20 protein-coding genes are annotated in these 20,033 nt (G+C 53.3%); all 20 read left to right on the forward strand.

Features of this window, described 5'->3' with window-relative positions; translation table 11 throughout:
• The first annotated feature begins 155 nt into the window (after positions 1 to 155).
• Entirely contained in the window at positions 156 to 1,934 is a 1,779-nt protein-coding gene (locus JYE49_RS12830; RefSeq protein WP_179217388.1) for a leucine-rich repeat protein, read from the forward strand.
• Between the two features lie 110 nt (positions 1,935 to 2,044).
• Entirely contained in the window at positions 2,045 to 2,614 is a 570-nt protein-coding gene (rfbC, locus tag JYE49_RS12835) for a dTDP-4-dehydrorhamnose 3,5-epimerase (RefSeq protein ID WP_093957913.1), read from the forward strand.
• A 45-nt stretch (positions 2,615 to 2,659) separates the two neighbouring features.
• A complete protein-coding gene (rfbB, locus tag JYE49_RS12840; RefSeq protein WP_093957914.1) occupies positions 2,660 to 3,679 on the forward strand; it encodes a dTDP-glucose 4,6-dehydratase in 1,020 nt (339 codons plus the stop codon).
• Positions 3,680 to 3,750: 71 nt separating this feature from the next.
• A complete protein-coding gene (locus JYE49_RS12845; RefSeq protein WP_093957915.1) occupies positions 3,751 to 4,956 on the forward strand; it encodes a CAP domain-containing protein in 1,206 nt (401 codons plus the stop codon).
• Between the two features lie 396 nt (positions 4,957 to 5,352).
• The gene (gene rfbA, locus JYE49_RS12850) at positions 5,353 to 6,237 is read left to right on the forward strand and encodes a glucose-1-phosphate thymidylyltransferase RfbA (protein WP_093957916.1); all 885 of its coding nucleotides are present in this window, start codon (positions 5,353 to 5,355) and stop codon (positions 6,235 to 6,237) included.
• 26 nt (positions 6,238 to 6,263) lie between these two features.
• A complete protein-coding gene (locus tag JYE49_RS12855) occupies positions 6,264 to 6,785 on the forward strand; it encodes a transcription termination/antitermination NusG family protein (protein ID WP_093957917.1) in 522 nt (173 codons plus the stop codon).
• Positions 6,785 to 7,513, forward strand: a complete 729-nt coding sequence (locus tag JYE49_RS12860; RefSeq protein ID WP_093957918.1) for a TrmH family RNA methyltransferase — start codon at positions 6,785 to 6,787, stop codon at positions 7,511 to 7,513. Before JYE49_RS12855 ends, JYE49_RS12860 begins: the two co-directional genes overlap by 1 nt.
• 319 nt (positions 7,514 to 7,832) lie before the next feature.
• Positions 7,833 to 8,927 carry a GntR family transcriptional regulator gene (locus tag JYE49_RS12865; RefSeq protein ID WP_179217389.1) on the forward strand — a complete coding sequence of 365 codons (1,095 nt, stop codon included), beginning with the start codon at positions 7,833 to 7,835 and terminating at the stop codon, positions 8,925 to 8,927.
• The gene (gene rlmH, locus JYE49_RS12870) at positions 8,924 to 9,406 is read left to right on the forward strand and encodes a 23S rRNA (pseudouridine(1915)-N(3))-methyltransferase RlmH (protein ID WP_093957920.1); all 483 of its coding nucleotides are present in this window, start codon (positions 8,924 to 8,926) and stop codon (positions 9,404 to 9,406) included. Before JYE49_RS12865 ends, rlmH begins: the two co-directional genes overlap by 4 nt.
• Before the next feature lie 63 nt (positions 9,407 to 9,469).
• On the forward strand, positions 9,470 to 9,997 hold the full coding sequence (locus JYE49_RS12875; RefSeq protein ID WP_093957921.1) for a ribonuclease domain-containing protein: 528 nt from the start codon (positions 9,470 to 9,472) through the stop codon (positions 9,995 to 9,997).
• Positions 9,998 to 10,038: 41 nt separating this feature from the next.
• Positions 10,039 to 11,994, forward strand: coding sequence for a peptidoglycan-binding domain-containing protein (locus JYE49_RS12880; RefSeq protein ID WP_093957922.1), 1,956 nt, complete (start codon positions 10,039 to 10,041; stop codon positions 11,992 to 11,994).
• 111 nt (positions 11,995 to 12,105) lie between these two features.
• The gene (locus JYE49_RS12885) at positions 12,106 to 13,317 is read left to right on the forward strand and encodes a caspase family protein (RefSeq protein ID WP_093957923.1); all 1,212 of its coding nucleotides are present in this window, start codon (positions 12,106 to 12,108) and stop codon (positions 13,315 to 13,317) included.
• Between the two features lie 115 nt (positions 13,318 to 13,432).
• Positions 13,433 to 14,275, forward strand: a complete 843-nt coding sequence (locus JYE49_RS12890; protein ID WP_093957924.1) for an Mrp/NBP35 family ATP-binding protein — start codon at positions 13,433 to 13,435, stop codon at positions 14,273 to 14,275.
• Positions 14,276 to 14,429: 154 nt separating this feature from the next.
• Positions 14,430 to 15,623: a hypothetical protein gene (locus JYE49_RS12895; protein WP_093957925.1), complete on the forward strand. Its 1,194-nt coding sequence runs from the start codon at positions 14,430 to 14,432 to the stop codon at positions 15,621 to 15,623.
• Between the two features lie 45 nt (positions 15,624 to 15,668).
• Positions 15,669 to 16,043 carry a four helix bundle protein gene (locus JYE49_RS12900; protein WP_283399432.1) on the forward strand — a complete coding sequence of 125 codons (375 nt, stop codon included), beginning with the start codon at positions 15,669 to 15,671 and terminating at the stop codon, positions 16,041 to 16,043.
• 102 nt (positions 16,044 to 16,145) lie between these two features.
• Positions 16,146 to 17,174, forward strand: coding sequence for a phosphate acyltransferase PlsX (gene plsX, locus JYE49_RS12905; protein WP_093957927.1), 1,029 nt, complete (start codon positions 16,146 to 16,148; stop codon positions 17,172 to 17,174).
• 62 nt (positions 17,175 to 17,236) lie between these two features.
• Positions 17,237 to 17,467 carry an acyl carrier protein gene (locus JYE49_RS12910; RefSeq protein WP_093957928.1) on the forward strand — a complete coding sequence of 77 codons (231 nt, stop codon included), beginning with the start codon at positions 17,237 to 17,239 and terminating at the stop codon, positions 17,465 to 17,467.
• A gap of 13 nt (positions 17,468 to 17,480) precedes the next feature.
• Positions 17,481 to 18,137 (forward strand): ribonuclease III, encoded by a 657-nt coding sequence (rnc, locus tag JYE49_RS12915; RefSeq protein ID WP_093957929.1) that lies wholly within the window; start codon positions 17,481 to 17,483, stop codon positions 18,135 to 18,137.
• A 127-nt stretch (positions 18,138 to 18,264) separates the two neighbouring features.
• Positions 18,265 to 19,728 (forward strand): alpha-N-arabinofuranosidase, encoded by a 1,464-nt coding sequence (locus tag JYE49_RS12920; RefSeq protein ID WP_283399433.1) that lies wholly within the window; start codon positions 18,265 to 18,267, stop codon positions 19,726 to 19,728.
• The gene (locus tag JYE49_RS12925; protein ID WP_283399434.1) at positions 19,725 to 20,003 is read left to right on the forward strand and encodes a DUF6171 family protein; all 279 of its coding nucleotides are present in this window, start codon (positions 19,725 to 19,727) and stop codon (positions 20,001 to 20,003) included. The genes JYE49_RS12920 and JYE49_RS12925 overlap by 4 nt, the downstream gene beginning before the upstream one ends.
• The last annotated feature ends 30 nt before the right edge of the window (positions 20,004 to 20,033 follow it).

Genomic DNA, 20,033 nt, shown 5'->3' on the forward strand with positions numbered 1-20,033 from the left:
ATGCAACCTCCTTAAATCATTCTACCTCTTCCTTTCAGACACGTCAATCTGAACAGGTGGCATCGAAAAGGAACCGGGGCAAACAGGAGATGCTTTTGCAATTTGGGCGTAAAACGCATATAATCAAGCTGAAAACAACACGGAGGGAATTGAAAATGAAAAGGCTGATCGGGTTTGTTCTGTTTCTGACGGCACTCTGCGTTTTTTTCTCAGCCTATGCAGTTGAAAGCGGTTCAAATGACCACCTGACCTGGACGTTGGATGCGAATGGAACCCTGACCATCAACGGCACAGGAGACATGGACTTAATATTCAGCAGAAATGCAGAGATCAAAACAGTTGTGATCGGGAAAGGGATTACCAGGATTAGTAATCCCGCATTCTATTGCTGTGAGAATCTCAGCAGCATATCGTTTCCGGACGGTATGAAAGAGATTGGCAATTACGCATGTTACGGATGTACAAAACTGACAGGCGTCACATTGCCGGACAGCCTGACCGTTATTGGTATATCCGCCTTTAGCTACTGCCCCGGAATGACCAGCATCTCCCTTCCGGACCAGGTGAAGTCTGTTGGGAGTGATGCCTTTGGCAGTATGATGGTTTATGCCCGGATCGGTACGGACGGTGCAAAAGCGCTGGGGAAGGCGGGCATGGCTTTCTGCGTCCCGGGTGGAAACTGCCAGCTGAGATACAGATATCAGGGTGATCAGCTGCTGGATCTGGAAATAACGGCTGCGAACAACGGCGTAACAAAACTGGTGATTCCGAATGGCGTTACCAGGATTGCAGCTTACGCGTTTTCAGGCAACAGCACCCTGACCAATGTTGTGCTTCCTGAAAGCGTCAAAAGTATCGAAAAGGGAGCGTTCTATCGTTGGAACGGACACCTTGTGTTTATGGGAGACGCCCCGGTCATTGATGCGGAAGCCTTCTATGGCGGATCCATTGTGGCTGTCTATCCATATGCCCGTTACGGATGGGATACAACGGTTAAGAATAGTTTCGCGGCTAGTTGGATCTACTGGCAGCAAGACAAGCTGACCGGTTTGCAGTACATTAATGGAAAGTTCTATTACTTTAACGACCAGGGGGTCAAGCAAACCGGCTGGATCAAGAATAATACGACCTGGTATTATGCTATGGCAGACGGCGTTCTGTGCGATAACGGATGGACAAAGATTGAAGGAAACTGGTATTATTTCCATCCAACCGGCGCAATGGCAGTGGGATGGCTTTCTGTCGGCGGCGTTAACTATTATCTGAATGAGTCCGGCGTAATGCAGACCGGCTGGGTTCAGACCGGCGGCAAGTGGTATTACATGAATGCCAGCGGCGCTATGCAGACCGGCTGGGTTCAGTCCGGCGGCGCATGGTACTATCTGGACAAAAATGGTGTGATGCAGACCGGCTGGATCAAGGATGGCAAAAAGTGGTACTACCTGAGCCAGAGTGGTGCAATGCAGATCGGCTGGGTTCAGGACGGCGACAGATGGTATTATATGAATGCCAGCGGCGCTATGCAGACAGGCTGGGTTCAGTCCGGCGGCGCATGGTATTATCTGGATTCCAGCGGCGTGATGAAGACCGGCTGGGTGAAAGACGGCGGAAAATGGTACTATTTGAGCACGGGCGGTTCGATGCAGACGGGCCTGGTCCAGGTAGACGGTTCCCGGTATTATCTCGGTGCAGGCGGCGCGATGCAGACCGGCTGGACGCAGATTGGAGGCAGCTGGTATCATTTTGATGATTCCGGCAGAATGACAACTGGATGGTTTGAAGACCGGGCAGCGGAAGCAAAGCAGAAGAAAAACGGGCTGTGGTACTGGTTCGATGAACAGGGCAGGATGGCCACAGGATGGAAAGAAATAAACGGGAAATGGGAAATGTTCGGGGATAACGGCCTTTGGCAGTATACATGGAACGGACAGTAAAACGGCAGAAACGGCCTGATATCCGGCTGAACAGGATTGATTTCACAAGCGGTACGTGATAGGATAAATCATTGAAGACAATTTAATGAAACGGGAACGGAGGATGCCGGGTGAAAAAGATTGCTACCAAGCTGGATGGAGTATACATTATTGAGCCGGATGTACATGGAGACGCACGTGGATATTTTATGGAGGTCTGGAGCACCCGCAATTTTGAGGAGCTGGGTCTGCATTATGATTTTGTGCAGGACAACCAGAGCTTCTCTTCACAGAAAGGAATACTGAGGGGAATCCACTTCCAGAATAATCCGATGGCACAGGCCAAACTGGTGCGGGTAAACCGTGGCGCGGTGCTGGATGTAGCGGTGGACCTGCGGAAGGGAAGCCCGACCTATAAGCAGTGGGTCGCTGTGAAACTGAGTGCGGAGAATCGCCGTATGCTGATGATCCCCCGGGGATTCGGACACGGATTCAGAACGCTGACGGATGACGTGGAATTCTGCTACAAAGTGGATAATCTGTACAGCAAGGAATGTGACAGGGGAATCCGTTTTGATGACCCGACGATTGGTGTGGAATGGGGCGAAGTGAGGACAGAACTGCTGAGCCAAAAGGATACGACTTCTCCGCTGCTGGACGACAGCGACTGCAATTTTGTTTATTCTGAAGAAGAGAAATGATATGTATATTTCAGGATAATGAATTAAAAACTGGAGGATGAATCTATGACTATTATCGTTACAGGCGGCGCCGGCTTTATCGGAAGCAATTTCGTATTTCATATGCTGAAAAAGTATCCGGATTACCGGATCATCTGCCTGGATAAACTGACTTATGCAGGAAACCTGTCCACGCTGAAAAGCGTGATGGATAACCCCAATTTCCGGTTTGTGAAAGCAGACATCTGTGACCGGGAAGCGGTATATAAACTGTTTGAAGAAGAACACCCGGACATCGTGGTGAATTTCGCGGCAGAAAGCCATGTAGACCGGAGTATTGAGGATCCCGGAATCTTCCTGCAGACAAATATTATCGGTACTGCAACCATGATGGATGCCTGCCGCAAATACGGAATCAAGCGCTATCATCAGGTTTCCACCGATGAAGTTTACGGTGACCTGCCGCTGGACCGGCCTGACCTGCTGTTCACCGAAGAAACACCGATCCATACAAGCAGTCCGTATTCTTCTTCCAAGGCCGGAGCGGATCTGCTGGTGATGGCCTATTACCGGACGTATGGACTGCCCTGCACAATCAGCCGGTGCAGCAATAACTACGGCCCCTATCATTTCCCGGAAAAGCTGATTCCCCTGATGATTGCCAACGCGCTGAACGATAAGCCCCTGCCGGTTTACGGGGAGGGAAAGAACGTACGTGACTGGCTGTATGTGGAGGATCACTGCAAGGCGATCGACCTGATCATCCATAAAGGCCGGGTGGGCGAAGTGTACAATATCGGCGGACACAACGAGATGGCGAATATCGATATTGTGAAGCTGATCTGCAAAGAACTGGGCAAACCGGAAAGTCTGATCACCTATGTGAAGGATCGGAAGGGCCACGATATGCGCTATGCTATCGACCCGACCAAGATCCATAACGAGTTGGGCTGGCTGCCGGAGACAAAGTTTGCCGACGGCATCAAGAAGACGATTAAGTGGTATCTGGAAAACCGCGAATGGTGGGAAGAGATTGTAAGCGGAGAATACCAGAATTACTATGAGAAAATGTACGGGAACCGGTAAGGATTCCCGCTGCATAAACTAACTGTCGGGAAGACGCAGGGAAAACGAACGGCGAGGACAGACGAAAGATCATGAGAAAAGTTATACCGGTAATCCTTGTGACTGTTGCTTTGATATTGATCTTTTCGGCAGCAGCTGCGGAAGACTGGCAGAATGAAGCCCGGAGTATGCTGACGCTGATAAATGAATTCCGGACAGGAGACAACGCCTGGTACTGGAACAGGAATAACCGGACTACGACAGTAGAGACGGGCTTGTCCAGCCTGGTGTACGATTATCAGCTGGAAGAGATCGCAAAGATCCGGGCTGCAGAGATTGCTCAAAGCTTCAGTCACACCCGCCCGGACGGAAGAAAATGGGACACTGCATTTCCGGCAGGCAACTACTATAAAGGTGAAAATCTGGCCTGCGGCTTTGAATCGGCGGCTGACGCCTTTGAGGGCTTTCGGGAAGAAAACGAAAACTACGACGGACAAGGGCACCGGCGGAATATGCTGCGCAGGCAGTTTACCCGGATCGGTCTTGCGGCAGTGGAGGTTGACGGTACCGTTTACTGGGTGCAGGAGTTCGCGTCGGGGAATGCGGTCAGTGCTGCACTGGCCAATGCACAGATCAGCTGGGCGATTGAGGATGGGAAGTACGTCTGTAGAGATGCTGACGGAAACCCGGTTACCGGCTGGATACAGGATAAAGGCGCCTGGTATTATATGAACCAGAGCGGCGTAATGCAGACCGGCTGGGTGCTGGATAACGGTTCCTGGTATTATATGAATCAAAGCGGCGCGATGCAGACGGGCTGGATCCAGACTGGCGGCACCTGGTATCATATGGATCCAAGCGGTGCAATGCGGACCGGATGGATCCGGGATGGCGGTTCATGGTACTACCTGGATCCGGACGGCGTGATGCAGACCGGATGGATCAAAGACAGAGGAAAGTGGTATTACTCCAACAGCAAGGGAGTCATGCAGACCGGCTGGGTGCAGGATGACGGGAAGTGGTACCATTTCGGCAAAAACGGAATGATGGACACCGGATGGATCAAAGACAAAGGGAAATGGTATTACTGCGAGGATTCCGGCGCAATGGTGACCGGCCGCTGTACAGTGGACGGGCAGACGGAAGTTTTTGACGCATATGGAATCTGGCAGTACAGTGAGATCAATGACTATGATACACCGCTTGGCACTAGTTCATGGATCTTACTGATCCGGTCAATTCGGCAGTACTTCAGAGAGTTTTTGGAGCTTATGAGTATTCCTGGAGAAGTGTTGTAATTTCCGGGGAATACCAGAAAACATGATAAGATAAATAAGTGAATAAAATGCAGGAGTGCTTAAGGCGCTCCTGTTTTTTGAACTCAATAGTATGACAAGGCTTTAAGGCGGGATGATTCCTGCTGTGCCGAAACGGAAAGGAATTGGTCTATTACGGTGAAAGCAAGCGATGATAAAGTTGAGGTCAACGGAACAACCTACAAGTTTGACGCGAACGGTGCATGGGTTCAGTAATATGAAGCAAAAGTAAACAGATCAAAACGAAACGGGATCCCGGCAGAAATGCCGGGATCCTTGTTCCGGTTGTTTTTTTTACACATGAAAGGTATAATAAATCAACGTACCGGTTGATGATGCCGGGGAATTGTGATGCACAATTGAGGAGGAACTGAAAAAATGAAAGGGATTATTCTTGCCGGCGGTGCCGGAACACGCCTGTATCCTCTGACGATGGTTACGAGTAAGCAACTGCTGCCGGTATATGATAAGCCTATGATTTATTATCCCCTGAGCACGCTGATGCTGGCTGGGATCAGGGATATTCTGATCATTTCCACGCCGGAAGATACTCCTCGTTTTGAGCACCTGCTGGGAGACGGACACCAGTTTGGTATCCGGCTGCAGTATACGGTACAGCCTTCTCCTGACGGACTGGCCCAGGCCTTCCTGCTGGGAGAGAAGTTCATCGGTGATGAAGCCTGCGCAATGGTGCTGGGTGACAACATCTTCTACGGCAATGGCTTCAGGAAAGTACTGAAAGCGGCTGCCGCGGACGCAGAAAGCGGTCGGGCAACCATTTTCGGCTACTATGTGAATGATCCGGAACGCTTTGGTATTGTGGAGTTTGACGCGGAAGGCCGTGTTATCTCTGTGGAAGAGAAACCAAAGAATCCGAAGAGCAATTACTGTATTACCGGCTTGTATTTTTATCCCAAGGGAGTATCCGGGATGGCGCATCAGGTGCAGCCCAGCGCACGGGGAGAGCTTGAGATTACAACGCTGAATGAAATGTACCTGAAAGACGGCAAACTGGATGTGCAGCTGCTGGGCCGGGGCTTCGCATGGCTGGATACCGGTACGATGGACAGCCTGGTGGAAGCGGCGGATTTTGTGCGTATGATCCAGCAGAGGCAGAGCATTGTGGTTTCTGCACCGGAAGAGATTGCGTTCATCAATGAATGGATAACCAAGGAAGAATTGATGAAGAGCGCAAAGAAGTATGGCAAGAGCCCATATGGTGCACACCTGAAAGCGGTGGCGGAGGGAAAGGTCAGATATTAAAAAGCCGGAAAACGGAGTGAGTCTCATTGTATGTATATTGTCTGTTCTGCGTGACGCAGCGGTGCAAGGTGATTGCACAGCTGATGGAAATCCGCGGAGCAAACCGGGCCTTTTCTCCCCAGATTATCCGGAAACAGCGGAAGCAGGGAGAAAATATTGAACGCTGCTTTGATCTTTTGCCGGGCTATGTATTTATATACAGTGATGAAAGACTGACAGATTACCGTATGTTCTACGGAATAGATGGTGTGGTGCGCCGGGTCGGCAAGCAGGATGACGGATACGAACTGAAAGGTCCGGATCTGGATTTCGCGATGGGGCTGCTGGGAAAGAACGGAATCGTCAGAACGATGAAAGTCTGCCGCATCGGGGATGAAGTCACCCTGGAGGATCCCCTGTTCAACAGCTGCCAGGGGCAGGTGACTGAGATTGATTACCGGAAAGAGCGGGCAAAGGTGGAGTTTATGTTCGACCAGAACAGCTGCTCTACCTGGATCGCGCTGGAAGACGTAAAGCATCTGCACATAATCAGAGGGGAGCAGACATAATGCCGTCATTATCTGTCTATAAAAGCGAGTTGGATTACAGCTACGCGCCGGGGATTTTCCCCAGCATGGAATGCATGCTGCACCGGCCGGAGAAGACACGGCGGGTACTGATCCATTCTTCCGCCGCGGGACGGGAAGGAACGGATCGGTTGCGCGCGCTGGCGGATAAAGCCGGGGTACGGGTGGAAGAAGCAGACCGCGTACTGGCCCGAATCAGCGGGAAGGATAACTGTTACGCGGCAGCTGTGTTCGAAAAGTTTGAGGACATGCCGGATCCCGAAAAGCCCCATGTTGTGCTTCACAATCCCGGGGACAGCGGAAACGTGGGTACAATCCTGCGGACGGCACTGGGACTTGGTATTGAAGACGTTGCACTGATCCGTCCCTGTGTGGATCTGTTTGATCCCAAAACAGTCCGGGCAAGCATGGGCAGCCTGTTCCAGCTCCGGGTGAAGGTGTATGACCGGTTTGAGGATTATCGGGAAGCGTTCCCGGACAGGACAATGTTTCCGTTTATGCTGGATGCATCTGTGCCGCTTCAGGAGGCAGTGAAAACCCGGCCGGAAAAGTGGACCCTGGTCTTCGGAAACGAAGGAAAAGGCCTGCCGAAGGAGTTCGCGACGTACGGACAGGCGGTGCGGATTGAAAGTAATGAGAAAGTCGACTCGCTGAACCTGGGGATTGCGGCAGGGATTGGCATCTATCAATTCATGATGCATGACGCATGATGAATTGATATGAAATATTTGCCTGCGGCAAATGTGAAACAATGGACGTACCGTCCATTATGAAATATCCTGCTTCGCAGGATGTGAAATATTCGCCGTAGAACGGCGAATGTGACAGATACTGTAAACTGAAAAATGACCGTTCCGGAATAATCCGGAACGGTTTTTTGTTAGAGGTTTGTATCTGTAAAAGGAATAGTTACATGGCTGTAAAGGGGTGAATCCAAAAATGTCCGTACCTTTTTACGAAGATGTATTGAATTTTACAGATTTGTCTGGTATTATAGGAACAACATAATGGGGAAAGGATGTGTTTATAGTGGCGGATCAGCCCAAATATCTGCAGGTTGCGGACGTTCTGCGCAGAGAGATCGCGGAAGGCGTTTTTCGTGACGGACAGACTCTGATGACAGAGGAGGAGCTGCGTTTCCGTTTTAATGTGTCTCGCCAGACCATTCGTCAGGCAATTGCGCTGCTGGAGGAGGACGGTCTGGTGGACCGGCGCCGCGGCAGCGGTACTTACGTGCGCCACGGACCCCGCAGAAGGATGCAGGGCACTGTCCATGTGGGCGTCATCACGTCCTATATTACTGACTATATTTTCCCGTCCATCGTTTCGGGTATTGAATCCGTGCTGAGCGAAAACGGTGTGGTTATGAATCTGAGCGCCACCTATAACGACAGCAAGACGGAACGGAGCATCCTGGAGCGCATGCTGGATGGCCAGGTGGACGGTCTGATCGTGGAAGGCGTGCAGACCGCCCGGGAGACGGAGAATGAGGATCTGTACCGCCGCCTGGCGGAACGGAACATCCCGGTTCTGTTCATGAACGCCTATTATCCCGGAATGACGAATGTGCCCCACGTGGTGATGGACGACTACGGCGGAGGACGTACTGCTGCGCGTGAGGTGCTGAGCCGCGGATACCGGAAGCCGGGCGGAATGTTCAAGGTAGATGACATCCAGGGCAAGGAACGGCTGAGAGGCTTCCTGGACGAAATGCAGAGTGAAGGCGTCATCATTCCTGATGAGCATCTGCTGCTGTTTGGCACCAACGAACGTATGTCCTGGCAGATCAATCCGGAAGGAACCAAGTTTATTGAGCGGCTGAAGAACCATGAAATGGACTGCATGACCTGCTACAATGACGTGTTTGCTGTCAGCCTGATGAACCGTCTGACCCAGGAAGGCATGAAGCTGCCGGAAGAGATGGGCTTTATTGGCTTTGACAATACTGCCTACGCTGAAATGGCCACCCCGAAACTGACCACGCTCGGCCATCCGAAGGAAGCCTTTGGTTCCCTGGCGGCGGAAAAGCTGCTGCGGATGATCGACGGCGAGCGGGAACGCAGCGTGAACATGGCCTGGACCCTGGTTGAGCGGGATAGTCTGCCCCGGGTGGAACGGCTGTGAGCACGCAGATTCTCTGCGTTGGGAAGATGAAGGATAAGCCGTACCGGCAGATGGCGGATGAATACCTGAAGCGTCTGAGCCGGTACGGGAAGTACGAGGAATGCGAGGTTCCGGATCTGCCGGAACCCGCCTCCGGTTCTTCCGCGGCGCTGGAGGAGCAGCTGAAAACAAAGGAAGGGGAAGCCCTTCTGGCAAAAATCCGGCCGGGGGACCGGGTGATTGCGCTGACAATCGGGGGAAAACTGCGTTCATCTGAGGAACTGGCGAAGCACCTGGCGGAACTGAAGACCGGTGGAGTGAGCAGTCTGGTGTTTGTGATCGGCGGAAGCCTGGGACTGGGCAAAAATGTGCTGGCCCGGGCGGACGAGGAAATGTCCATGAGTCCGATGACTTTTCCGCACCGGCTCGCAAGGGTGATGCTTCTGGAACAACTCTATCGGGCGGAGAAGATAAACGCAGGGGAAAGATACCATAAATAAAATTCAGAATTCAGAATTAAGAATTCAGAACTAGGTAGTCTGGAGATATGGAGATGGTCGGCAATGATTAAACGAAATAAAGTTGTTCGGCTGATCGTTCTTTTATTGACGGTTGCTCTGCTGCTGAGCAGCTGCACGGCGAATGCGCTGGAAACGGCGAAAAAGAAAAAGAATACCGCGGCACCGCAAGCGACGGCTGTGGTGGAAACGCCCACGGCCGTGCCGGGACCGACCGCGACTCCCGGGCCGTTGGATGAAGCACAGCGGATCGCAGACTACATTTTTGAGCACGGAGAACTGCCGGACAACTTTATCACGAAGAAAGAAGCTCAGGCTCTTGGCTGGGATCCTGAATATAAGCACAACAAAGTAAGTGATGTTGCACCGGGCAAGAGCATTGGCGGAGACTATTTCGGAAACTATGAGCAGAAGCTGCCGGTTGTGAAAGGCCGGAAGTATTATGAAGCGGATTGCTTTTACAAGGGCGGGAGTCGAAACGCGTACCGGATCATCTATTCGACAGACGGACATGTATGGTACACGGAAGACCACTATAACACGTTTATTGAATTATTTCCCACAAAGGATTGATATACCAGATCCCTATCAGCTATAAGGAGGCGAGAGGGAAGATGAAAAGAAATCTGAAGATTATCGGACTGGCGGCTGTGCTGGCATTATGCCTGCTGCTGACGGGCTGCTATCAGCCGCCGGACGAAGTAAATAACGGCGGACAGTCGGGGACGACTTCCACACCTTTTTTCAAGACAATCGAGCCGTCACCAACGATCCAGGTGACGCCGGACACGATCCCCGTGGACGTGCAGAATACCATTGGAATCAATAACGGGCAGGGAACTGCCCAGCCGACGCAGACACCCGGCACGGACAACGGATGGGGCAACTGGGGATCAGAACCGACAGCAAGCGTAACACCGATTCCTGATGTGGTAGTGCTGAATCCTTCCACAACGCAGGGGAACATCCTCACGACTGACGGAACATTCACCGCTATCCCGGTTACGCCGACGCCTACACCGGCACCGGTGACCCCAACGCCGACACCGAAGAGCCTGCAGCGCGGCTTTACCGGCAGCGACGCGGTGCGCGCAGTGCAAAAACGGCTGAAGGAACTGGGCTATTATAAGGGATCAGCGGACGGCGATTTCGGTCCGGCAACGGAAGAGGCCGTAAAGGCCTTCCAGAAGGCAAACGGCCTGACCGCAGACGGCAAGGTCGGCGAAAAAACCCTGGCCAAGATGAACGGAACAAGCGCAGTGAGCGCGAAGGAGGCCAGTTCCGGCACCGGTACCGGGAAAACAACGGCCAAGCCCACAAGCAAAGTGACCAACACGCCCAGACCTACGGCGACCCCGGACCTGACGAAGGATATATACCTGGAACGGGGATCCAAGGGCAAGAAGGTAGAAACGCTGCAGCGCCGGCTGATTGAGCTGGGCTGGCTGAGCGGATCCGTGACGGGCAACTATGACGAAACGACAGAAGCAGCGGTAAGCGCGTTCCAGAAGAAGGCCAAGCTGTGGGTGGATGGCAAAGCCGGCCCGGATACGCTGAAAAAACTGTATTCTTCTGACGCTCCCCGGACTTCCACGCCGATTTCCAGCAAACGGGAAACGCTGGAGATGGGCAGCGAGGGCAGCGAAGTGAAACAACTGCAGCAGAAACTGAAAGAACTGAATTACCTCAGCGGCAGCGCGGATGGCAAATTCGGCGTGGCTACAGAGGCTGCCGTAAAGGCATTCCAGAAGAACAACAACCTGACCGCGGACGGCAAGGCGGGTACCGCAACGCTGAACAAACTGTACAGCGGTACAGCGAAGGCTTCCTCCGGAAGTCAGATTAACCTGGATAACGTGGGCGGGAACTCTTCCGGACGGGACACTTCCGGTATTTCTTCCACGGGATATATCACCCTGGAGGACGGCAGCTCCGGAGAACAGGTCAAAACGCTGCAGAAACGGCTGAAGGACCTGGGATATTATGATGGCAGTGTGGACGGGAATTACGGCGACGGTACCAAGTCGGCTGTGATTGCCTTCCAGCAGCGTAACAACCTGAAAGCGGACGGCAAGGCCGGTCCAGCCACGCAGCGGGTGCTGTACCAAAGCAAATCGAACATTACCTACGGCTCCATGCGACAGGGTGAAGAAAGCTCCGCAGTGAAGAACCTGCAGTATACGCTGTATGAGCTGGATTATTATGACGGAGCAATCGACGGGAAATACGGCCAGACGACCGCGGACGCGGTACGGGCGTTCCAGATCCAGAACAATATCACGCCGGTGGACGGCGTGGCAGGCAGCAAGACCCTGAGCGTGCTGTATTCTTCTGACGCACTCCCTGCAACAGCTGCGAATCCGAATTACGGAACAGTGCAGTATGGAGATACGGGATTACTGGTGCAGGAAGTGCAGGGCTGCCTGATTGATCTTGGCTACCTGAATGAAATGACAGGCGTGTATGATGACGCGACCGTAGCTGCGGTGAAGGCGTTCCAGGGCGCGAACGGGCTGACGCAGGATGGCAAGTGCGGAAAGAATACGCTGCAGGTTCTGTTTGGATACTGAGAAGCTGAATCAGAATCTGAACCAATCATAAATCATTAAATGGTTTAGTCTCAGAGTATTGTTGAAGTACCGGATTGCCCAGGCGGGCAATCCGGTATATGAGTGGAAGGAATGAAGAAGAAATTACTCTGCTTTTTCCTCTGTGTGCTTCTGCTTCCGCTGGGAGTGATGAAAAGCGCGGGAGGAGACGGCGTGACCAGATGCCTGCTGATCGGGTGCGACCGGTTTGTATCAATGCCGGATACGGAGCCTGCCAGTGCCAACAACGTGGAAACGATGGGGGCACTGCTGAAGGATTTCCTTCCGGGAGAAGTCAGGATACAACGGTATGTAAACGGGCCGGGGACTGTCGAGGGCTTTGAACGGCTGGTGGCGGACACCTTCCGGGACGCGAACGACGCGGATACGGCGCTGATTTACCTGAGCACCCATGGCCTGCTGCGGGAAGAGTCAGGAGAGGAACGAGTGGAATTCCTGCTTTCAGACGGCGAAAGCGAGGAATACCTTGAACCGGAAAAGCTGAAACAGGTTCTGGACAAGATATCCGGAGATAAGACGCTGATCCTGGACACCTGTCATTCCGGCGCGGTGATCGGCTGCGGCGGAAACAGCGTGAACTGGTTTGAGGACGGATCATGCCGGGTGCTGACTTCCAGCGGCGCACTGGAGGACAGCTGGTTCTGGAGTACAACAGAGGATATATACAGGGGAACGGGATATTTTACCGCGGCCATGGACTGTGCCCTGCGGTCCAGTGATTTTGATCAGATTGACCCGGACGGTGACGGAAAGGTCAGCCTCGGGGAACTGACCTTACGGCTGCGGGCAATTCACGGAGCCAGTACGGTTTACTGCTGGCCGGAGAACAGCGATGCCCCCCTGTTCCGTATGATGGATGACCGGAAACCGACAAACCGGTTCAGGGCCGTTTGTTTTGATCCACTTGAACCGCAGGATCAAAAAGTTGTGCAAACAATGCATTTCCGGATAGAGGAAAATATGCGGCTGGAGTTCCATGTAATCCCCAGCTATAACGGGGCATGGGATTTTGAACATACTGTGAGCAGAAAAGATACTGAAAAAGACGGATTGATCCGTATGATGAAGGTGGGCGAGAAACAGAAAAAGATCCGTAATCCCCGAACGAACTTTGGTAAGGACGGCCGGATCCTGTTGCAGTTGGTTTCCACGAAAGTGGACGGATCGGCTCCCATCGTGGAAGCAGGGAAAGTGATGAGCCTGGAAGAACTGGACAGCCTTTATCAGGACGGCGAACTGATCCAGGAAGAAACTGACGGACAGACGGAACAGGAAGAATCATAAGCCGGATGGTTCTGATCTGTTTTTTACCGGATGGGTCATGGACAATTGATGGTTTATCATGCATAATATATCGGTTGGATCCCTTTATGAAGAACGAAGACTGAGGTGAAATGTCATGTCTGAATGCACGCACGATTGCTCCAGCTGCGGGGCGGATTGCGCATCCCGCAATAAGCCGGAAAGCCTGCTGGAAGCACAGAACGCGTTCAGCAATGTAAAAAAAGTGATTGCTGTGGTAAGCGGCAAGGGCGGCGTGGGTAAGAGCCTGGTTACCAGCCTGCTGGCTGTGCTGACCAGGCGCAACGGCCACAGCACCGCGGTGCTGGACGCTGATATCACGGGCCCGTCCATCCCGAAGATTTTTGGTATCCGCGAAAAGGCGATGGGTACGGAAGACGGGATCCTGCCGGTGGAAAGCCGCACGGGCGTAAAGCTAATGAGCGTGAACCTGCTGCTGGAAAACGATACGGATCCGGTGATCTGGCGCGGCGCGCTGATCGCGGGAACGGTGAAGCAGTTCTGGACCGACGTCCTCTGGGGCGATGTGGACTTCATGTTTGTGGATATGCCTCCGGGAACCGGTGACGTTCCGCTGACAGTGTTCCAGAGCCTGCCGGTGGACGGTATCATTATCGTGACCAGCCCCCAGGAACTGGTTGGCATGATCGTGGAAAAGGCCGCCAAGATGGCGAAGATGATGAACATTCCGGTGCTGGGCCTGGTGGAAAACATGAGCTGGATCGGCTGCCCGGACTGCGGAAAGAAGATCTTCCCCTTCGGCGAAAGCCAGACCGCGAAGGTGGCGCTTGAAGAGGGTATCCCGCTGCTGGCTCAGCTGCCTATTGATCCGGCGGTGGCCAAGGAATGCGATACCGGCGTGATCGAGCTGTTCAATGAAGACTGGATGGATCCGGTCATCAGCGCAGTGGAGAACTGTCCAAAACGAATTCAGAATTAAGAATTCAGAATTCAGAATTATATCCGGTAGTTACAGGACGTGAATACGTCAGATTGACGGTGTTCTGACAGATTTACAGAACGAAGTCAGTATCCGGAATTATGAATTATGAATTATGAATTGTGAATTATGAATTTAACGAGGAACGAGGATAATGGCAAGAGGGAACCAGAACATTAACGACCAGCTGTTCCGGACACGCGGCAGAAACGCTGCGGAAAGCCGGGAAAGCCAGGAGGAGATCCGGCGGCGGCAGATTCGCAGCTGGATTATCCTGGTGAGCGTTGCGCTGGCTGTGGTGCTGGGAATTCATTTTCTGGGCCGGTACGGTAAGGGCAAAGAGATCAGTATGGCCAAGCTGCCCTGTTACGCAAACCAGAACGTGACGCCCTTCCGGGACGGACTCGTCTACTATGACGGCGTGTCCATCCATCACCTGTCTTCCTCCGGAACGATCCGCTGGAGTTTTCCGGCGGGAAGCGACGTGAAGTTTACTGTCGGACCGACGCACATGGCGATCTGGTCCGGTACGCAGCTGTTCCTGGTGGATAAAAACGGAAACGCGACCTATAACGAGAGTATGGAAGCCAAGGTTCAGCTCGCCCGGGTGGGTGAACGGTTTGCCGCGGTGGTTATAGGTGAGGAAGATACAGAACCGAAACTGATCGTGAAGGACCTGAAGGGCGCCCAGGTGGACCAGGAACAGGAAGCCTACAGCGGCCTGATGATCCTGGATGCCGGATTCTACGGAGAACAGGGTGAATACCTGTGGACGCTGGCACTGGACGTGTTCGGTACCGCACCGAATACGGTGATGAACACCTTCCAGGTCGGTAAGATGAATTACCGGGAGGTTTCCCTGGGTGAATCCCTGACCTATAAGGTGATTTATGAGAACGCCCGGCTGCGGGTGTTTACCACCCAGCAGGTGTACACCTATGACTACAAGGGCACACAGGACACAAACAGCACGATGCTGGTATACGGATGGAAGCTGATTGACGCGGACATTCCGGAACGCGGACGTGCCAAGCTGCTGCTTGCTCCGACCAGCCAGACTTCCAGCGCGCAGCTGATTTCTGAACTGCGAGTACTGGAAGGCATGAATGACAAGCGGTACACGCTGCCGACCTCCTGCGTAGGCGCAAGCATCCACAAGGGGAACATCTACGCGATTTCCGAAGATTATATCTACCGGGCGGACATGTCCAGTCAGCGGTTCTTCGGATATCAGATTCCCGCGCCGGAAGGGGTTAAAATCACCGCTTTCTACGGAATCACGGATGACGGCCGGATGCTGCTGGCCTCGGGTGAAACCATGTACTCACTGACCTTACCTGAAAGGTAAAAAACGAATTCAGGATTCAGAATTAAGAATTCAGAATTAAAGGTTATGGAGGTGACGATGAAAGATAGCAATCCGGTTGTTCAGAAGAGCAAGGCTTTTGCTATCAGAATTATTCGTCTCTACCAGCACCTGACAGTAGAAAAGAAAGAGTTTATCCTTTCAAAGCAGGTGCTTAGAAGTGGTACAAGCATTGGCGCAAACATCAGAGAAAGCATAAGAGCCCAGAGCACAGCTGACTTCCTGGCCAAGATGCAGATTTCACTTAAGGAAGCGGATGAAACACAGTATTGGTTGGAGTTGTTGAGGGAAACGGATTATATTTCCGGTAAGGCAGCAGATAGTCTGATTGCTGATTGTGAAGAGATCATTCGATTGGTTGCAGCGATCGTAAAAACCTCGAAGGAGAATCAGCAACAGTAATAATTCTGAATTCTGAATTCTTAATTCTGAATTATTACAAATACCGGGTTGGGAATGGCAGTATAATACAGTTGGGAATCCAACATTTGGAGGCGTTCAATCATGACGATCTACGTTGACGCGATGGGCGGAGACCTGGCACCGGAAGCACCGGTAAAAGGCGCACTGAGAGCACTGCGGCAGTATCCGCATCTGACCATCATCCTGGCGGGCAAGCTGGATGAAGTCAAGCCTTTCCTGGGCGACTATGAAGACGTGAAGGACCGGCTGATCCTGGAGGAAGAGCCGGAAGTGATTACGAATCACGAGAGCCCGGTGATGGGTGTGCGCAAGAAGGTCAACAGCGCCACCGTACAGGGGATGCTGAAGGTGCGCAGCGGCGAAGCGGACGGCTTTGTATCCGCCGGCTCCACCGGTGCGACGCTGGCCGGCGGTATGTTCCGCCTGGGCCGGATTCCCGGTATTGAACGACCTGCCCTGGCGCCGCTGATGCCCAACGGACGGGGCCATTTCCTGCTGATTGACTGCGGCGCCAATGTGGACTGCAAGCCGGAATACCTGGTGCAGTTCGGTATCATGGGCGACGCTTATATGCGGGGCGTGATGGGAATGAAGAATCCCCGGATCGGCCTGGTGAACATCGGTGCGGAGGCTGAAAAAGGCAATAAGCTGGTGAAGGAAACCTATCCGCTGATGGAAAAGGCTCCCTACAACTTCATCGGCAACGTGGAAGCCCGGGACGTTCCGCTGGATCAGGCGGATGTGTGCGTAACGGACGGCTTCGGCGGCAACCTGATCCTGAAGTATACCGAAGGCCTGGCCAGCGCACTGCTGGGTACCATCAAACATGAACTGATGGCGGATACCCGCGGCAAGATTGCCGGACTGATCGCAAAGCCAGCCTTTAAGCGGGTGAAAAAGACAATGAGCTCCGACGAAATCGGCGGCGCTCCGCTGCTGGGTGTCCAGGGCGCGGTGATCAAGGCGCACGGATCCAGCAATGACTACGCATTTTGCAGCGCTATCAGCCAGTGCGTGAAGATGATTGACGGCAACGTCGTGAAGATCATCGAGGAAGGCGTAGCAAAGATGCTGGCTGCTGAAAGCGAAGCAGCTTCCAGTGAAGAATAAGTATATCCATCCGGGGAAACCCGGCTGAATATAATGGAGAAGAAATGAAGGAGGATCTGACAATGGATTTTGAAACCGTAAGAGACATGATCGCTGAACAGCTGAAGGTGGATGCCGCAGAGATCAAGCCCGAAAGCCGCCTGATGGAAGACCTGAAGGCCGACAGCGCAAACATCATGGTTATGATCATGGACATGGAAGACCGTTTTGGCATCACGGTGGAAGACGATCAGATCATGAAGCTGAAGACCGTCGGTGACGTGGCCGAATATATCGCCAAGGTGAAGGGCTGAGAACAGCAAGATCATGCTTGATCAGGTAATGAAAGCCCTGGGGTACACATTCCGCGACGAAGCATTGCTTCGCCGCGCTTTGACGCACCCGTCCATGGGGAAAAACGACAACCAGCGGCTTGAATTTCTGGGAGACGCGGTGCTCCAGTACCTGATGAGCGACGCGCTGTATCAGGCTCATCCGGATGAGCGGGAAGGCGCGCTGACCCACCGGCGGGCGCTGCTGGTCTGTGAAGCGGCATTGAGCCCCATTGCGAAAAAGCTGGGGCTGGGTGAGGCGCTGATCATGGACCGGGGCGAAGAACTGACCGGCGGCAGGGAAAAACCGAGCGTACTGTGCGACACCATGGAGGCAGTACTGGCCGCAGTCTATCTGGACGGCGGCATGGAAGCTGCCCGCGGTGTTGTGGAACGCTGCTGGCCGGAAGAGGGAGAAGTTTCCCGTCCGCTGCAGGATGCCAAGGGCGCCCTGCAGGAAGTCCTTCAGAAAGACGGGGGAGACGCTCCGACCTACGAGATTACCGGCCAGAGCGGCCCGCCCCATGCACCGGTGTTCCGTGCCACGGTATACCGGTATGGGAAAGCACTGGCTGAAGGTGAGGGTAAAACCAAAAAGCAGGCGGAACAAGCCGCAGCGCTGGCTGCGCTGCAGCAAATTCAGAATTCATAATTCACAATTCACAATTATATTGTGTGTGAATGAATTGATCAGCCGGACAAAACTTTTTCAGGCAGAAAAAGTCCGCATTCTGATCATTATGAATTATGAATTAGAAATTACCGGAGGTAATTGGTTGATGGCTAAGATCAGTCTGGACCGGAACCGGTCCAAGGGAACCATATCCAGGTATATCTACGGTTCTTTTGCCGAGCATCTGGGCCGCTGTATTTACGGCGGCATTTATGTGGGCAAAGACAGCCCTATCCCGAATGTGAACGGCATGCGTAAAGACGTGGTCGAGGCCATGAAGAACCTGAGAATGCCGGTGCTGCGCTGGCCGGGCGGCTGCTTTGCCGATGAATATCACTGGCGTGACGGTATCGGTGAACAGCAGGACCGGAAACGCATGGTGAATACCCACTGGGGCGGCGTGGTGGAAGATAACAGCTTCGGCACGCATGAGTTCATGGAGCTTTGCCGTCAGGTTGGCTGCGAACCGTATATCACGGGCAACGTGGGCAGCGGCACGGTGAAGGAAATGAGCGAGTGGGTGGAATACCTGAACTCCGACGGTGACAGCACCGTGGTGCAGGAAAGGTGGAAGAACGGACAGAAGGAAGCCTGGGGCGTACGCTACTGGGGCGTCGGCAATGAAAGCTGGGGCTGTGGCGGCAACATGCGGGCGGAATATTATACGGATGAATACCGCCGTTTCCAGACTTACTGCAGGCAGTACGGCGACAACAAGCTGTATAAGATCGCCTGCGGACCTTCAGACGCGGACGTGAGCTGGACCGAAGTGCTGATGAAGAACGCGGCCAATATGATGGACGGTCTGAGCATGCACAGCTACACGATTCCCGGCGGATGGAACAACAAGAACCGGGCGACTGTGTTTACCCAGGATGATTACTGGGAAACTCTGTCCTTTGCGGCGGACATTGACCGGAAGATCGGTCTGCACGCGGCGATTATGGACCGGTACGATCCGGAGAAGCGGGTCGGCCTGATCATTGACGAATGGGGAACCTGGTTCCAGGTGGAACCGGATACGAACCCGGGCTTCCTGTATCAGCAGAATACGATGCGGGACGCGATGGTGGCGGCGGTGTCGCTGGACATCTTCAACAAGCGCTGCGACCGGGTTCATATGGCCAATATCGCCCAGACGGTAAACGTGCTGCAGGCGATTATCCTGACCGAAGGCGACCAGATGGTGCTGACGCCCACGTATCATGTGTTTGACCTGTACAAGGAGCACATGGACGCCAAGGAGCTGGACTGCTATGTGGAAGCGGAGCAGACCGGTACCGAGAAGTACCCGATGCCTTCTGTGACGGCTTCCGCTTCTGAAAAAGACGGCCGGATCACACTGACCGTGTCCAACCTGGAGCCGGAAAAGGCACAGGAAATTACTGTGAGCCTGAAGGGAGAAGCCATCCGCGGCGCGGAGGGACGGATCCTGACCGGCAAGATGGACGAATACAACGACTTCGGCAAAAACACGCTGGCGGTGAAAGCGTTCTCCGACTTCGAAGTGAAGGACGGAGCACTGGTGATCCGGATGCCGGCGTGCGCCGTGGCAGAGATCAGACTGTGATAAGACCCTGCAGATGCCTGATCGGCGAAATGCCCGATGAGGCCGAATTGGCTGAGATTATCCGGGAACGGATTGAGACGATCCCGGAGGAAGAGCGTACCCCTGAAAAGGAGTACGCTTTTCGTCTTTCCCGGTGCAGGGAGTGTGAGAGCCTGCAGCGGGGTACCTGCGGAAAGTGCGGCTGCTACGTGGAGATCCGGGCAGCGAGGAAATGGCAGGGGTGTCCTGATGTGCCTGCACAGTGGCAGGCATATCAGGACATAATGAATAATTAAAACTTAAGACTTAAAACTTAAAAATGTGGA

This window comes from Aristaeella hokkaidonensis (genome assembly GCF_018128945.1).
GTDB classification, from domain to species: Bacteria; Bacillota; Clostridia; order Christensenellales; family Aristaeellaceae; genus Aristaeella; species Aristaeella hokkaidonensis.

Excerpts from the sequence above, each read along its gene's own strand:
- plsX (WP_093957927.1), top strand. The coding sequence starts at position 16,146 with ATGACGATCTACGTTGACGCGATGGGCGGAGACCTGGCACCGGAAGCA.
- rfbA (WP_093957916.1), top strand. The coding sequence starts at position 5,353 with ATGAAAGGGATTATTCTTGCCGGCGGTGCCGGAACACGCCTGTATCCT.
- JYE49_RS12845 (WP_093957915.1), top strand. The coding sequence starts at position 3,751 with ATGAGAAAAGTTATACCGGTAATCCTTGTGACTGTTGCTTTGATATTG.
- JYE49_RS12860 (WP_093957918.1), top strand. The coding sequence starts at position 6,785 with ATGCCGTCATTATCTGTCTATAAAAGCGAGTTGGATTACAGCTACGCG.
- JYE49_RS12890 (WP_093957924.1), top strand. The coding sequence starts at position 13,433 with ATGTCTGAATGCACGCACGATTGCTCCAGCTGCGGGGCGGATTGCGCA.
- JYE49_RS12900 (WP_283399432.1), top strand. The coding sequence starts at position 15,669 with ATGGAGGTGACGATGAAAGATAGCAATCCGGTTGTTCAGAAGAGCAAG.
- JYE49_RS12830 (WP_179217388.1), top strand. The coding sequence starts at position 156 with ATGAAAAGGCTGATCGGGTTTGTTCTGTTTCTGACGGCACTCTGCGTT.
- JYE49_RS12910 (WP_093957928.1), top strand. The coding sequence starts at position 17,237 with ATGGATTTTGAAACCGTAAGAGACATGATCGCTGAACAGCTGAAGGTG.
- JYE49_RS12885 (WP_093957923.1), top strand. The coding sequence starts at position 12,106 with ATGAAGAAGAAATTACTCTGCTTTTTCCTCTGTGTGCTTCTGCTTCCG.
- JYE49_RS12875 (WP_093957921.1), top strand. The coding sequence starts at position 9,470 with ATGATTAAACGAAATAAAGTTGTTCGGCTGATCGTTCTTTTATTGACG.
- JYE49_RS12880 (WP_093957922.1), top strand. The coding sequence starts at position 10,039 with ATGAAAAGAAATCTGAAGATTATCGGACTGGCGGCTGTGCTGGCATTA.
- rfbB (WP_093957914.1), top strand. The coding sequence starts at position 2,660 with ATGACTATTATCGTTACAGGCGGCGCCGGCTTTATCGGAAGCAATTTC.
- JYE49_RS12920 (WP_283399433.1), top strand. The coding sequence starts at position 18,265 with ATGGCTAAGATCAGTCTGGACCGGAACCGGTCCAAGGGAACCATATCC.
- rnc (WP_093957929.1), top strand. The coding sequence starts at position 17,481 with ATGCTTGATCAGGTAATGAAAGCCCTGGGGTACACATTCCGCGACGAA.
- JYE49_RS12895 (WP_093957925.1), top strand. The coding sequence starts at position 14,430 with ATGGCAAGAGGGAACCAGAACATTAACGACCAGCTGTTCCGGACACGC.